12 protein-coding genes and 1 pseudogene are annotated in these 13,671 nt (G+C 71.3%); 7 read left to right on the plus strand and 6 right to left on the minus strand.

From position 1 onward, the window contains the following. Positions 1 to 175: 175 nt before the first annotated feature. Together ABZ564_RS01500 and ABZ564_RS01505 are read right to left on the minus strand one after the other, a co-directional pair. Positions 176 to 2,173, minus strand: a pseudogene (locus ABZ564_RS01500) (alkaline phosphatase family protein); the annotation flags it as partial. 415 nt (positions 2,174 to 2,588) lie between these two features. After that, on the minus strand, positions 2,589 to 3,245 hold the full coding sequence (locus ABZ564_RS01505) for a pirin family protein (RefSeq protein ID WP_360847682.1): 657 nt from the start codon (positions 3,243 to 3,245) through the stop codon (positions 2,589 to 2,591). Between the two features lie 152 nt (positions 3,246 to 3,397). Between ABZ564_RS01505 and ABZ564_RS01510 the strand changes: the two genes are divergently transcribed. From ABZ564_RS01510 to fabF, 5 genes are all read left to right on the plus strand, one after another. After that, positions 3,398 to 4,597, plus strand: a complete 1,200-nt coding sequence (locus tag ABZ564_RS01510) for a helix-turn-helix domain-containing protein (RefSeq protein ID WP_360847685.1) — start codon at positions 3,398 to 3,400, stop codon at positions 4,595 to 4,597. Positions 4,598 to 4,686: 89 nt separating this feature from the next. Beyond that, positions 4,687 to 5,601 (plus strand): ACP S-malonyltransferase, encoded by a 915-nt coding sequence (locus ABZ564_RS01515; RefSeq protein ID WP_360847688.1) that lies wholly within the window; start codon positions 4,687 to 4,689, stop codon positions 5,599 to 5,601. Between the two features lie 13 nt (positions 5,602 to 5,614). Then, a complete protein-coding gene (locus ABZ564_RS01520; RefSeq protein WP_360847691.1) occupies positions 5,615 to 6,646 on the plus strand; it encodes a ketoacyl-ACP synthase III in 1,032 nt (343 codons plus the stop codon). 64 nt (positions 6,647 to 6,710) lie between these two features. Next, positions 6,711 to 6,959: an acyl carrier protein gene (locus ABZ564_RS01525; RefSeq protein ID WP_360847694.1), complete on the plus strand. Its 249-nt coding sequence runs from the start codon at positions 6,711 to 6,713 to the stop codon at positions 6,957 to 6,959. Between the two features lie 77 nt (positions 6,960 to 7,036). Further along, positions 7,037 to 8,299: a beta-ketoacyl-ACP synthase II gene (gene fabF / locus ABZ564_RS01530; RefSeq protein ID WP_360847697.1), complete on the plus strand. Its 1,263-nt coding sequence runs from the start codon at positions 7,037 to 7,039 to the stop codon at positions 8,297 to 8,299. A gap of 226 nt (positions 8,300 to 8,525) precedes the next feature. Here the strand turns inward: fabF and ABZ564_RS01535 are convergent, their stop codons facing one another. After that, a complete protein-coding gene (locus tag ABZ564_RS01535; RefSeq protein WP_360847700.1) occupies positions 8,526 to 9,020 on the minus strand; it encodes a DUF3145 domain-containing protein in 495 nt (164 codons plus the stop codon). A gap of 278 nt (positions 9,021 to 9,298) precedes the next feature. Between ABZ564_RS01535 and ABZ564_RS01540 the strand changes: the two genes are divergently transcribed. Both ABZ564_RS01540 and ABZ564_RS01545 read left to right on the plus strand, forming a co-directional pair. After that, positions 9,299 to 10,216 carry an SGNH/GDSL hydrolase family protein gene (locus tag ABZ564_RS01540; RefSeq protein WP_360847702.1) on the plus strand — a complete coding sequence of 306 codons (918 nt, stop codon included), beginning with the start codon at positions 9,299 to 9,301 and terminating at the stop codon, positions 10,214 to 10,216. Positions 10,217 to 10,227: 11 nt separating this feature from the next. Next, on the plus strand, positions 10,228 to 11,226 hold the full coding sequence (locus ABZ564_RS01545; RefSeq protein WP_360847705.1) for an aldose epimerase family protein: 999 nt from the start codon (positions 10,228 to 10,230) through the stop codon (positions 11,224 to 11,226). 13 nt (positions 11,227 to 11,239) lie between these two features. Here ABZ564_RS01545 and ABZ564_RS01550 read toward each other — a convergent pair whose 3' ends face one another. The 3 genes from ABZ564_RS01550 to ABZ564_RS01560 form a co-directional block, all read right to left on the minus strand. Next, on the minus strand, positions 11,240 to 12,061 hold the full coding sequence (locus ABZ564_RS01550) for an EI24 domain-containing protein (RefSeq protein WP_360847708.1): 822 nt from the start codon (positions 12,059 to 12,061) through the stop codon (positions 11,240 to 11,242). 50 nt (positions 12,062 to 12,111) lie between these two features. Continuing rightward, entirely contained in the window at positions 12,112 to 12,540 is a 429-nt protein-coding gene (locus ABZ564_RS01555) for an organic hydroperoxide resistance protein (protein ID WP_360847712.1), read from the minus strand. A gap of 88 nt (positions 12,541 to 12,628) precedes the next feature. Next, positions 12,629 to 13,648: an NADP-dependent oxidoreductase gene (locus ABZ564_RS01560; protein WP_360847715.1), complete on the minus strand. Its 1,020-nt coding sequence runs from the start codon at positions 13,646 to 13,648 to the stop codon at positions 12,629 to 12,631. Between the last annotated feature and the right edge of the window lie 23 nt (positions 13,649 to 13,671).

Genomic DNA, 13,671 nt, shown 5'->3' on the forward strand with positions numbered 1-13,671 from the left:
GACGAGAGGTGGGCCGATGAGGTCCAGGTCGCGTACTCCCACGCGGCGGTAGTGCCGGTGTGCGGGTCGGTGTAGTCCGTACGGCCCAGCGGGTGCGCTCGTTCACCGTCGCCACCCGCCCCGCGTACCGCTGGGTCCAGCCGGTGCCGGTGTCGGCGGTGAGGACGACGTCGTAGTACCCGTGCTCGGTGGGCCAGTCCACGACGGTGGAGTGGCCGCCGGGCACGGTGACCTCGCGGGTGCCGCCGGCGTAGTCGTTGGCCTTCAGGGTGTACCGGACGGGGTGCCGGCCGTCGTTGTGCAGCCCCAGCCGGACCACCGCGCGCCTGCCCCGGACCAGCCGCGTCTCGACGCGCGGCAGGCCGAGGTGCCGGGTGCTCGCGTCCTTCGGGATCACCTGCCCGGCGAAGGAGCGCAGGAAGCCGTCGGGGCCGTACACCGAGAAGGCGTACCGGCCGTCGGTCTGCGTCGTGTCCCAGGTGTACGAACGCGGGTCCGCCGCGCTCACCGTGTACGGGGTGTTGGTGAACGGGAGATACCGGTCGGGGAAGACCTGGAGGCTGACCGCCTTGCCCGCCGGGCCGCCGCTCAGGGTCATGGAGGCGGTCACCGTGCCGGCGGACCGGTCCTCGGTGAACGTGGCGTGCGGGTGGAAGGAGAGCCCACGCGGCTCCATCCGGTCGCGCGGCGGCCTCGGCGGAGTGCCGGTGACCGGGTCGGCGAGGACGACCGGGCCCGGCCGCGGGTGCGCGAAGTCGATCGCGCTGGTGAGGTCGCCGGCGATGGAGCGGCGCCACGGGGTGATGTTCGGGCAGGTGAACGGCTTGCCCAGGTGAGCGGCCCAGGTCTCCAGGAACTTCACCGTCGAGGTGTGGTCGAAGACCTCCGAGGCGACGTAACCGCCCCGCGTCCACGGCGAGACCAGGAGCATCGGCACCCTGGGCCCGAAGCCGTACGGGGTGGTGCCGGCGAACTCGCCGGGCGTGCCCTCCTCCGGGCGGGGCGGCAGAACGTGGTCGAACTTCCCGTCGTTCTCGTCGTAGGTGATGATCACCAGGGTGTGGTTCCAGATGTCCTCGTTGCTCTGGAGCGTCTTGAGGACCTTGTTCATGTACCGCTCGCCGTGCACCGTGTCGAAGCCCGGGTGCTCGCTCCACGCGGCGGGCATGACCACCCAGGAGACCTCGGGCAGCGGGTGCTCGGCGCCCGGCTCGCAGGCGGCGATGAGGTCGCGCAGCACGGCGTCGAGGTTGGCCTCCGAGTCGTCGTTGGGCGTCGTGGCGCCCGCGTAGACGAAGGAGTTGGCCTTCCAGATCTTGCCGGTCCCGGGTTCGAGGTCGGCCTCGGCCGCGGTGCGCGGGTCGAAGGCGGCGAAGCTGTTGGTGACGTTGCAGCCGTACTCGCCGACGTATCCGCTCTGGAGGCTGCCGCCGACGCCGTTGCCGCTGTTGTCGGAGTAGACCCGCCAGTCGATGCCGGCCTGCTGGAGCTGCTCGGGGACCGTGGTCCAGCGGCGGGTGTAGTTGTTCTGGCCGGCGTTGGTGGTCTCGCCGCCTCCCGTGCCGCTCATCAGGTAGTAGCGGTTGGGGATGGTGGGCCCGTGCAGCGAGCAGAAGTTCATGTCGCAGACGGTGTACTGGGAGGCGAGCGAGTACATCCACGGCATGTAGTCGGGCGTGTAGTACCACATGCAGTGGTCGCCCTTGTCCTTCACCCAGGTGTCCCAGCGCCCGTCGTTGGCACCGTAGAAGTTGTGCTTGTCGCTCCAGGTGGCGGTCGATACGGCGGGGGTCACGATGGCCCCGGTGGCGTCGCGCTGCTGGAAGACGGTGGTGCCGTCCTGGAACGTCAGGACCTGCTTGTCGTCGTGCCCGCGCACCCCCTTCAGCTGGCCGAGGTAGTGGTCGAAGGAACGGTTCTCCTGCATGAGGATCACCACGTGCTTCAGGTCGGACATGTCGCCCTTGAAGCCCTTGGGCAGGCGGTATTCGGCCGCCTCGGCCCGCGCTCCGCCGATCGCCTCGGCCACCGGACCCGCGGCGATCGCCCCGAGGGAGACGGCGGCCGTCTGCAGCATCCGGCGGCGGCTGATGCGGAACTCGTTGGTGTGCTCGCCGGTGTCGTCGAGGCCGTCGGCGTCCGAGCACAGGGGCTCGCTGATCTGAAGAGTCATGGGGGGCACCTCTGGGGAGAGTGGTTCATAGGGAAAAAAATGTCTGCGCGCCTGCGAAAACTAGGCCGCCGGTGCGAACGGCGGGCGAACCGTGGACGTATTCCTGAGGCACCGGAAGGTTTCCACGACCTCGCGGTCCGGTCGAGATCCCGCACGGTGACAGCCGGAAATCGCGCCCCGTTGGCCGGTCGGGCGGTCTTGCCGAGCCGCCGGAGGCCGGTCACGGACCGCCGCCCCTGCGGGCGGACCGGGTCGGCTTCCGCGTACGGCGATGCGATTGGCCGCCCGGCGCACGGGTACGTGGAAGCGCCTGGGCGCCCACGCCGACGCGCGGGGCACGGCTTCGAGGTGTATCCGGAGGGGGACGACGTTCCGGGCGGGGCCGCCGATGTGGTCGATGCGGCGGCGGAGCGCGTCAGGCCGGCAGTTCCCAGACCAGCGCCTCGGCCGCGTCCACCGCGGCGAGTTCGAGCCCGGACTCGCCGGTGATCCGCGCCGCGTCGCCCGCCGCCAGCTCCTCCTCGCCCACGCGTACCGCGCCGCGCACCACGTGGACGTACGCCCGCGGCGCGTCGGGCACCGCCGCGCGCTCGCCCTGCGCGAGGCGCCGCACATGGAGCATGGCCCCGGCCTCGGGGAGGGCGTACGGAGTGGAGTCGGCGATGCCGGGAACGGTCGTGTACGAGGGCTCACCGCCGGGCTCCAGGGGCGCGAGCCACATCTGAAGGAACGTCAGCGGGCTTTCGCCGTCGTTGCGTTCGACGTGGCGGACGCCGGACGCCGCGCTGAGGTGCTGGAGGTCGCCGGCGCGGACGACCGTGGCGTGACCGGCCGAGTCGCGGTGGGTCAGCTCGCCCTCGACGACCCAGGTGACGATCTCCGTGTGGCTGTGCGGGTGTTCCTCGAAGGCCGCGCCGGGTGCGAGGCGCTCCTCGTTGCAGGCGAGGACCGGGCCGAAGCGGAGGTTGTCGGGGTCGTAGAAGGAGCCGAAGGAGAACGAGTGCCGGGACTCGATGCCGGCCGCCCCGTCCCCGCCCTCGAACCGGTCGCCCGCGCGGTGTACGGATATCACCCGCCCACGGTAGCCCGCCGCCCCTCACCAAGCCCCCGTCGCCGGCGGAACCGGCCCGCGACAGCCCCCAAAGGCCCCCGCCGGACGGCGAACCGGCCCGCCACCGGCCCCGGCCCTCCGTGCGTCCGTCCGGATAAGGCAGTCTTGTGTCCGTGCCCCGACCCGATCCTGAGCAGCCCGCTGCGAACGACGCCCATCTCCATACCGCGACCCTGAAGCGGCTGGAGCAGTCCTCCGGCCGACTGGCCGCGAACGCGATCGCCCGCATGGACGAGTCGCTGCCGTGGTACCGGGCGATGCCCCCGGAGAACCGTTCCTGGATCGGCCTGGTCGCCCAGGCCGGTATCGCCGCGTTCACCGAGTGGTTCCGGCATCCGGAGACCCCGCAGGCGATCTCGACCGACGTCTTCGGGACGGCTCCGCGCGAGCTGACCCGGGCGATCACGCTGCGGCAGACCGTCGAGATGGTGCGGACGACGATCGAGGTCATGGAGGCCGCGATCGACGAGGTCGCCGCGCCGGGCGACGAGTCGGTGCTGCGGGAGGCGCTGCTCGTCTACGCCCGTGAGATCGCGTTCGCGACCGCCCAGGTGTACGCGCAGGCGGCCGAGGCCCGGGGCGCCTGGGACGCCCGGCTGGAGTCGCTCGTGGTGAACGCGGTGCTGTCCGGGGAGGCCGACGAGGGCGCCGTCTCCCGGGCCGCCGCGCTCGGCTGGAACTCGCCCGAGCACGTCTGCGTGCTCCTCGGCACCGCCCCGGACGGGGACAGCGAGCTCACCGTGGAGGCGATCCGGCGGGCCGCCCGGCAGGCCAAACTCCAGGTCCTGACGGGCGTCCTCGGCAACCGCCTGGTCGTCATCGCGGGCGGCAGCGACAACCCGCTCCAGGTCGCGAAGGCCCTGATCGGACCGTACGCGGCGGGCCCCGTGGTGGCCGGCCCCGTGGTGGCGGACCTGCTGGGCGCGACCCGGTCCGCGCAGGCCGCGGCGGCCGGGCTGAAGGCGTGCGGGGCGTGGCAGGACGCACCGAGGCCGGTGCTCGCGGACGATCTTCTGCCGGAGCGCGCGATGGCGGGCGACCCGGCCGCGCGCGAGCAGTTGGTGGAGGAGATCTACAGACCGCTCGAAGAAGCGGGCTCCGCGCTCCTGGAGACGCTGAGCGTGTACCTGGAGCAGGCGAGCAGCCTGGAGGGCGCGGCCAGGATGCTGTTCGTGCATCCCAACACCGTGCGCTACCGGCTCCGACGTGTGACAGACGTCACCGGCTGGTCACCTTCCGACGTCCGTTCGGCGTTCACTCTGCGAATCGCCCTGATCCTGGGGCGCCTGGCCGACCGGGATACGCAGTCCTAGACTTTTGTCGGACATCAACAATTCCCCCTACGGTTCTTCGTCCCTGTCCCCACGGGTGTTCCGGACCGTTCACAAGAGAGAGTGTGAGGGTGCTCGTACTCGTCGCTCCCGGCCAAGGCGCTCAGACGCCCGGCTTCCTGACTCCCTGGCTCGACCTCCCCGGTGCCACCGACCGCATCGCGGCCTGGTCCGACGCCATCGGGCTCGACCTCGTCCACTACGGCACCAAGGCCGACGCGGAGGAGATCCGCGACACCGCGGTCGCCCAGCCGCTGCTGGTCGCCGCCGGCCTGCTGTCGGCCGCCGCGCTCGACGCCTCGCCGGGTGTCGTCGCGGGCCACAGCGTCGGTGAGATCACCGCCGCCGCCCTCGCCGGGGTCATCGGCGACGAGGCCGCGCTCCGCTTCGTGCGCACCCGTGGGCTCGCCATGGCCGACGCCGCGGCGGTCACCGAGACCGGTATGGCGGCGCTGCTCGGCGGCGACCCCGAGGTCACCGTGCCGCACCTGGAGAAGCTCGGGCTGACCCCGGCGAACGTCAACGGGGGCGGCCAGATCGTCGCCGCCGGCACCGCCGGGCAGATCGCCGCGCTCACCGAGGACAAGCCGGAGGGCGTGCGCCGCGTGGTGCCCCTGAAGGTGGCCGGCGCGTTCCACACGCACCACATGGCTCCCGCCGTCGAGCGGCTCCGCGCGGCGGCCGGGGACCTGGACGTCTCCGACCCGACCGTGACCTATGTCTCGAACGCCGACGGCAGGACCGTCGCCACCGGCCACGAGGTCATCACCCGGCTCGTCGGCCAGGTCGCCAACCCGGTCCGCTGGGACCTGTGCATGGAGACCTTCAAGGAGCTCGGCGTCACCGCGCTCATCGAGGCCTGCCCCGGCGGCACGCTCACCGGCCTGGCCAAGCGGGCACTGCCCGGCGTCCAGACCCTCGCGCTCAAGACCCCCGACGACCTCGACGCGGCCCGCGCGCTCATCGCTGAGCACGCGGGTGCCTAAGGAGCCCGAGAGCATGTCGAAGATCAAGCCCAGCCAGGGCGCGCCGTACGCGCGGATCATGGGTGTCGGCGGCTACCGCCCCACCCGGGTGGTGCCCAACGAGGTCATCCTGGAGACGATCGACTCGTCCGACGAGTGGATCCGCTCCCGTTCCGGGATCGCCACCCGCCACTGGGCCTCCGAGGAGGAGACCGTGGCCGCGATGTCCGTCGAGGCGTCCGGCAAGGCGATCGCGGACGCCGGGATCACCCCGGAGCAGATCGGCGCGGTCATCGTCTCCACCGTCTCGCACTTCAAGCAGACTCCGGCCATCGCGACCGAGATCGCCCACAAGGTCGGCGCGGGGAAGCCCGCCGCCTTCGACATCTCGGCCGGCTGTGCGGGCTTCGGCTACGGGCTGACCCTGGCCAAGGGCATGATCGTCGAGGGCTCGGCCGAGTACGTACTCGTCATCGGCGTGGAACGGCTGAGCGACCTCACCGACCTGACGGACCGGGCGACGGCGTTCCTGTTCGGCGACGGCGCCGGAGCGGTCGTCGTCGGCCCCTCCGAGGTGCCCGCCATAGGCCCGACGGTCTGGGGTTCCGAGGGCGACAAGTCCGAGACGATCAAGCAGACCGTGGCGTGGAACGACTACCAGGTCGGCGACGTCTCGAAGCTGCCCCTCAACGACCGCGGCGAGATCAAGTTCCCCGCCATCACGCAGGAGGGCCAGGCGGTGTTCCGCTGGGCCGTCTTCGAGATGGCGAAGGTCGCCCAGCAGGCGCTGGACGCGGCCGGGATCTCCCCGGAAGACCTGGACGTCTTCATCCCGCACCAGGCCAACATGCGGATCATCGACTCGATGGTGAAGACGCTGAAGCTGCCGGAGAGCGTCACGGTCGCCCGTGACGTGGAGACCACCGGCAACACCTCCGCCGCCTCGATCCCGCTCGCCATGGAGCGGCTCCTGGCGACCGGTCAGGCCAAGAGCGGCGACACCGCTCTCGTCATCGGCTTCGGGGCGGGTCTCGTCTACGCCGCGACGGTCGTTACTCTCCCCTAGGCACACCGGGCCTTTTCGGCCCGGACGTCCGAACCCAGCAGAAATACACCGAAGGAGCGCCGAGATGGCCGCCACGCAGGAAGAGATCGTCAAGGGTCTCGCCGACATCGTCAACGAGATCGCCGGCATTCCGGCCGAGGACGTCCAGCGGGACAAGTCCTTCACGGACGACCTGGACGTCGACTCGCTGTCCATGGTCGAGGTCGTCGTCGCCGCCGAGGAGCGCTTCGACGTGAAGATCCCCGACGAGGACGTCAAGAACCTCAAGACCGTCGGCGACGCCGCGGACTACATCCTCAAGCACCAGGACTGATCCAGCCGGTTCGTGTGTCGCCACCCGGCGGTGGCGCCGCTGATTCACGACCCCCTACACGTGGAGAAGATTTTCCAGTGAACTCGACCAATCGCACCGTGGTCGTCACCGGTATCGGCGCAACCACTCCGCTGGGTGGCGATTCCGCATCGACCTGGGAAGGCCTGATGGCAGGCCGTTCCGGCGTCAAGCCCCTCGAGGGCGAACGTTTCGCCGAACTGCCTGTCCGCATCGCGGCCCTGGCGGCCGTCGACCCCGCCGACGTCCTGCCCCGTCCGCTCGCCCGCCGTCTGGACCGCTCGGCGCAGTTCGCGCTGATCGCCGCCCGTGAGGCGTGGGCGGACGCGGGTTTCACCGGCAAGGCCGGTGAGGACGAAACGATCCAGCCCGAGCGGCTGGGTTCGGTCATCGCCTCCGGCATCGGCGGCGTGATCACCCTGCTCGACCAGTACGACGTGCTGAAGGAGAAGGGCGTACGCCGCGTCTCCCCGCACACCGTTCCCATGCTCATGCCCAACGGCCCGGCCGCGAACGTGGGCATCGAGGTGAACGCCCAGGCGGGCGTCCACACCCCGGTCTCCGCCTGCGCCTCGGGTGCCGAGGCGATCGGGTACGCCGTCGAGATGATCCGCACCGGCCGCGCCGACGTGGTTCTCGCCGGCGGCACCGAGGCGGCGATCCACCCGCTGCCGATCGCCGCGTTCGCCAACATGATGGCGATGTCCAAGAACAACGACGAGCCGGAGAAGGCCTCCCGTCCGTACGACGTGGGCCGCGACGGCTTCGTCCTCGGCGAGGGCGCCGGCGTCGTCGTCCTGGAGTCCGCGGAGCACGCGGCGGCGCGTGGCGCCCGGGTCTACTGCGAGGTGCTGGGCCAGGGCCTTTCCGCCGACGCCCACCACATCGCGCAGCCGGAGCCCACGGGCCGCGGTATCGCCGCGGCGATGCAGAACCTGCTGGACCAGACGGACCTCAAGCCGTCGGAGATCGTCCACCTGAACGCCCACGCCACGTCCACCCCGCAGGGCGACATCGCGGAGGTCAAGGCGCTGCGCGCGGTGCTGGGCGAGGACCTGGACCATGTCGCGGTCTCCGCGACGAAGTCGATGACGGGTCACCTGCTCGGTGGCGCGGGCGGCATCGAGACCGTGGCGACGGTCATGGCGCTGCACCACCGGATGGCTCCGCCCACGATCAACGTCGAGAACCTGGACGAGTCGATCGAGGCGGACATCGTGCGGGATGCTCCGCGGGCGCTGCCGGAGGGGCCGATCGCGGCGATCAACAACTCGTTCGGTTTCGGCGGCCACAACGTGGTGCTGGCGTTCCGTAGCGTGTGACGCGCTTGCGCGTCGGGTTTTCGTGGAGCCCGTGCCCCCTGCGGGGGGTGCGGGCTTCCGCGTTGTGTGGGGGCTCCGCCCCCGAACCCCCGCTCCTCAATCGCCGGAGGGGCTTGGTTGTATCGCCGGAGGGGCTCGGGTGTACGCCCGGGGCTCGGGTGTACCGCTGGAAGGGCTCGGGTGTACGCCCGGAACTCGGGTGTACCGCCGGAGGGGCTGGGCTTCGTCACACCACCTGGTGGAGCCAACGGACCGGGGCGCCCTCGCCCGCATGGCGGAAGGATTCCAGTTCGTCGTCCCACGGCTTGCCCAGGAGCTTGGCGATCTCCGCCTCCAGGTCCGTCTCGCCGCCCGCCGAGCGGGCCAGCGCGGCGCGGAGGCGGTCCTCCGGGACCAGGATGTCGCCGTGCATGCCGGTGACGGCGTGGAAGATGCCCAGCTCGGGCGTCGAGCTGTAGCGCTCGCCCTCCGCCGCGGGAGAGGGCTCCGCCGTCACCTCGAAGCGGAGCAGGTCCCAGCCGCGGAGCGCGGAGGCCAGCTTGGACGCCGTGCCGGGCCGGGCCTGCCAGGAGAATTCGGAGCGCCAGGTGCCCGGCGCGGCCGGCTGTCTGATCCAGTCGAGCTGCACCCGCCCGCCCAGGACTCCCGCCACCGCCCATTCGACGTGTGGGCAGAGCGCGCGCGGTGCGGAGTGAACGTACAGGACTCCACGTGTCGTCACCGGGACCTCCAGTGTGGGACGAGGTTCGCCTTCCCCAGCGGCCTGTCATCAGTAAACATCATCGGGAGTTATTCTCCGGAAAAGCGACAGTATGTGACGCGGTGTGATGTTCGGATGCCACCCGAGTGGAGCCGGGCACCGCAGGAGCCACTGGTTCGACGGGGAAAAGCTACCGCGCCCAGGGGTTCGAGGTGTGACGTACCGTCGGTCCCGGGGCCCTTCTTCGCTCAGTCTTCACTCGGCGGAGCGGCGGGGCATGAACAGGAGGAGACCAGGCAATGCCGGATCGGTCCGTACGGCACCGCTCACGCACCGCCCTGGCCGGGCTGGCCTCGCTGGCCTGCCTCGGCACGGCGGCGCTGGCCGGCTGCGGCTCGGGGTCCGACGGGACGACGAAGGGCTCGGCGTCGGCCGGGCACCGGCCGGCCCCGGCGCCGGGCCCGGTCTGGGACCCGAGCCCCGCCTCGATCGCGGCGGTCGGGGACTCGATCACGCGCGGCTTCGACGCGTGCTCGGTGCTGGCCGACTGTCCGGAGGTCTCCTGGTCGACCGGCACGGACAGCTCCGTACGCAGTCTGGCGGTACGCCTCCTCGGCGCCTCCCGGGCGGCGGACCACAGCTGGAACCACGCCGTGACAGGCGCTCGGATGGCCCAGCTGCCGGAGCAGATGGCGCTGGCGGCAAAGGAGGACCCGGACCTGGTGACCGTGATGATCGGCGCCAACGACGCCTGCCGGGACTCGGTGCGGGCGATGACCCCGGTGGCGGACTTCCGGGCGTCGTTCGAGGCGTCGATGCGCCGGCTGCGCGACGGGGCGCCGAAGGCGCAGGTGTACGTGTCGAGCGTGCCGGACCTGAAGCGGCTGTGGTCGCAGGGACGGGTCAACCAGCTGGGCAAGCAGATCTGGAAACTGGGCATCTGCAAGTCGATGCTGGGCGACGCGGACGACATGGGCGCGGCGGCGGTGGCCCGGCGCACGGCGGTGCAGGAGCGCGTCGTGGCGTACAACGAGGCGCTGCGCGAGGTGTGCGCGAAGGACAGCCGCTGCCGGTACGACGGCGGGGCGGTGTTCGACTACCGGTTCACCGGCAAGCAGCTCAGCCAGTGGGACTGGTTCCACCCCGGCCGCAACGGCCAGGCCAGGCTCGCCGAGATCGCCTACCGCAACGTCACGGCGGTCCGCCCGCCCGCGTAAAGTCGCTGATCATGCAGACGGGTTCGAACACGGTGATGAGTACGGAACACTTCGGCGCCCTCGCGGACGGCACCGCCGTGCACCGCTGGACGCTGGAGCGGGACGGCACCCGGGTGCGCGTCCTGACGTACGGCGGCATCGTGCAGTCGGTCGAGGTGCCGGACCGGGACGGGGTGCGGGCCGGGATCGCGCTCGGGCTGCCGGACCTGGCCTCGTACCAGGAGTACGCGGGTCCCTGCTTCGGGGCGCTGGTCGGCCGGTACGCGAACCGGATCGGCGGGGCGTCCTTCGAACTGGACGGCCGGACGCACCACCTCACGCGCAACGAGGGCCGCAACCATGTGCACGGCGGGGAGCGCGGTTTCGCCAAGCGGGTGTGGGACGCGCGCGAGATCGCGGACGGTGTGGAGCTGTCCCTCGTCTCGGCGGACGGCGAGGAGGGCTTCCCGGGGCGCGTGGAACTGACGGCGGCGTACACCCTGGACGAGGGAGGGGCGCTGCGCATCGCTTACCGCGCGGTGACGGACGCGCCGACCGTGCTGAACCCGACGAACCACACCTACTGGAACCTCGCGGGCGCCGACAGCGGCAGCGCGCTCGGCCAGCGGCTGCGGATCGCGGCGGGGGCGGTCACGCCGGTGGACGCGGAGTCGCTGCCGACGGGCGAGTTCCTGCCGGTCGAGGGCACCCGGTTCGACTTCCGCGAGCCCCGGCCGGTGACCAAGGAGTACGACCACAACTTCGTGCTCGACGCGGACGGGACGGTTCCGGCGGCCGAGCTGTACGACGAGGTGTCGGGGCGCGTCCTGACGGTGACGACGACGGAGCCCGGGCTCCAGCTGTACACCGCGGACCACTTCGACGGCCGGCCGTTCGGCCCGTGCGCCGGGATCGCCCTGGAGACCCAGCACTTCCCGGACTCGCCGAACCGGCCGGAGTTCCCGAGCACGGTGCTGCGGCCGGGCGAGGAGTACGTGTCGACGACGGTGTACGGGTTCTCGGTGCGCTGAGCCGGGCCGACGCTCAGCCCTCGGGCACCCCGGACGGCTCGGCGTCGTCCGCCTCTTCCTCTTCCTCATCGCCGTCGTCGTCATCGTCATCCGCCGCCTCCTCGCCGATCAGGTCGCGCGCCAGCAGGGTGGCCCCGGCGACGGCGCCCGGCATGAGGAACACGGCGACGAACGGCAGCATGAAGGCCAGCCCCAGCGGTACGCCGAAGCCGAGGGTCCGCATGCGGTTGCCGCGCAGCAGGGCGAGCCGGTCCTTCAGCACCATGCCCCGGCGCTGGAGGGCGACGGCGGTCAGCTCCTCGGCGAGGAAGTACCCGGTGACGCAGAAGCCGATCGCGGGGACGACGGTCTGCCCGGCGACGGGGACGAAGCCGAAGGCGAAGAGCAGGATCGCGTACAGCCCGACCCGCAGCAGGACGTACACGCTGTCGCGGGCGGAGATCCACAGCTCCCGCCACAGCGGCAGCCCGGACTCGGGGACCGTGCCGCCCTCGGTGCGCTCGACTTCCTCGGACAGCGACTCGTAGAAGGGCTGCCCGACCAGCAGGGTCACGGCGGTGAAGGTGATCACGGCCAGGAAGAGGCCGAAAACGAAGACCAGCACGGTCAGCGTGTTGCGCAGCAGGCCGAGCCAGGGCGAGGACCAGTCGTCGGCGAACTGCGTCGCCCACGCCACCAGGGCATCGGCGCCGTAGCCGAGGCCGACGAGGGCACCAGCGTACAGCACGAGGGTGATCAGGCCGGGCAGCAGGCCGATGCCGAACCACCGGCCCCGGCCGAACACCCACCGCTGACCCTTGATCAGAAAGCCGAACCCCACCCCGAGATCACGCATGGCGTCAGCCTAACGGGACGGGGTGGGGTCTGTTCGGCGGGGAAGGCAGGTCAGGCGACCGCGAGCTCCACCTTGATGTTGCCGCGCGTGGCGTTCGAGTACGGGCAGACCTGGTGGGCCTTCTCGACGAGCGCCTGCGCGGTCGCCCTGTCGACGTTCGGGATGGTCGCGGTGATGGCGACCTCCAGGCCGAAGCCGCCGGCCTCGGTCTTGCCGATGGAGACCGCCGCGGTCACCGTGGAGCCGGAGATGTCGGCCTTCTCCTGGCGGGCGACGACGCCCAGCGCGCCCTGGAAGCAGGCGCTGTAACCGGCGGCGAAGAGCTGCTCCGGGTTGGTGCCGGCGCCGCTGCCCCCCATCTCCTTCGGCGGGTTGACGACGACGTCGAGCTTGCCGTCGTCCGAGGCGACGCGGCCGTCACGGCCGTTCTCGGCGGTGGCGACGGCGGTGTAAGCGACGGATATGTCCTGAATGGTCATGCTGAGGATTCCTCCTGCTGGTGCGCCGCGACTCGCGCCCACGATCGCGACGGTCGGAATGAGCCTAACCGGTGCGGGGAAGAGCGGTTCAGCCGAGGGAGACGATCATCTTCCCGGTGTTCTCGCCGCGCAGCAGGCCGAGGAAGGCGTCGACGCCGTTCTCCATGCCCTCGACGACCGTCTCGCGGTACTTCAGCTCGCCCGAGGCCAGCCAGCCGGCCACCTCCTGGACGAACTGCTGCTGAAGGTCCTGGTGGTCCGCGACGAGCATGCCCTGCAGGCGCAGCCGCTTGCCGATGACGAGCGCGAGGTTGCGCGGGGCGGGGGTGGGCTCGGTGGCGTTGTACTGGGCGATCATGCCGCAGATGGTGGCGCGGCCGTGCACGTTGAACGAGGAGATCGCGGCCTCCAGGTGCTCACCGCCGACGTTGTCGAAGTAGACGTCGATGCCGTCCGGGGCGGCCTCGCGCAGCTGCTCGGCGACCGGCCCGTTCTTGTAGTTGAACGCGGCGTCGAAGCCGTACTCCTCGACGAGGAGCTTGACCTTCTCGTCCGAGCCGGCGGAGCCGATGACCCGGGAGGCGCCCTTGATCTTCGCCATCTGGCCGACCTGACTGCCGACGGCACCGGCGGCGCCGGAGACGAAGACCGCGTCGCCCTCCTTGAAGGACGCCACGTCGAACAGGCCGGCGTAGGCGGTGAGCCCGGTCATGCCGAGCACGCCGAGGTAGGCGGAGAGCGGGGCGAGCGAGGCGTCGACCTTCACCGCGCGCTCGGCGGGGACGCTCGCGTACTCGCGCCAGCCGAGGCCGTGCAGGACGTGGTCGCCGACCTCGAAGCCCTCGGCGTTCGACGCGACGACCTCACCGACGGCGCCGCCGTCCATGGGGTGGTCGAGCTTGAAGGGCGGGGTGTAGGACTTCACGTCGTTCATCCGGCCGCGCATGTACGGGTCGACCGAGAAGTGCAGGTTGCGCACGAGGACCCGGCCTTCGGCGGGGGCGGTGACCGGCGCCTCACGCAGCGCGAAGTCCTCGGTCTTCGGCCAGCCGTGCGGACGGGCCACGAGGTGCCATTCACGGCCGGACGCGGGAAGAGCTGCAGACATGGGCTCGGGATCTCCTCGGTGTG

It is taken from the genome of Streptomyces sp. NPDC019224, from assembly GCF_040632605.1.
GTDB lineage: Bacteria > Actinomycetota > Actinomycetes > Streptomycetales > Streptomycetaceae > Streptomyces.

What these genes read in the sequence shown, in the direction of transcription:
- ABZ564_RS01520 (WP_360847691.1), top strand. Translation starts at nt 5,615, where the DNA reads ATGTCGAAGATCAAGCCCAGCCAGGGCGCGCCGTACGCGCGGATCATG.
- ABZ564_RS01525 (WP_360847694.1), top strand. Translation starts at nt 6,711, where the DNA reads ATGGCCGCCACGCAGGAAGAGATCGTCAAGGGTCTCGCCGACATCGTC.
- ABZ564_RS01540 (WP_360847702.1), top strand. Translation starts at nt 9,299, where the DNA reads ATGCCGGATCGGTCCGTACGGCACCGCTCACGCACCGCCCTGGCCGGG.
- ABZ564_RS01545 (WP_360847705.1), top strand. Translation starts at nt 10,228, where the DNA reads ATGCAGACGGGTTCGAACACGGTGATGAGTACGGAACACTTCGGCGCC.
- ABZ564_RS01550 (WP_360847708.1), bottom strand. Translation starts at nt 12,061, where the DNA reads ATGCGTGATCTCGGGGTGGGGTTCGGCTTTCTGATCAAGGGTCAGCGG.
- ABZ564_RS01555 (WP_360847712.1), bottom strand. Translation starts at nt 12,540, where the DNA reads ATGACCATTCAGGACATATCCGTCGCTTACACCGCCGTCGCCACCGCC.
- ABZ564_RS01560 (WP_360847715.1), bottom strand. Translation starts at nt 13,648, where the DNA reads ATGTCTGCAGCTCTTCCCGCGTCCGGCCGTGAATGGCACCTCGTGGCC.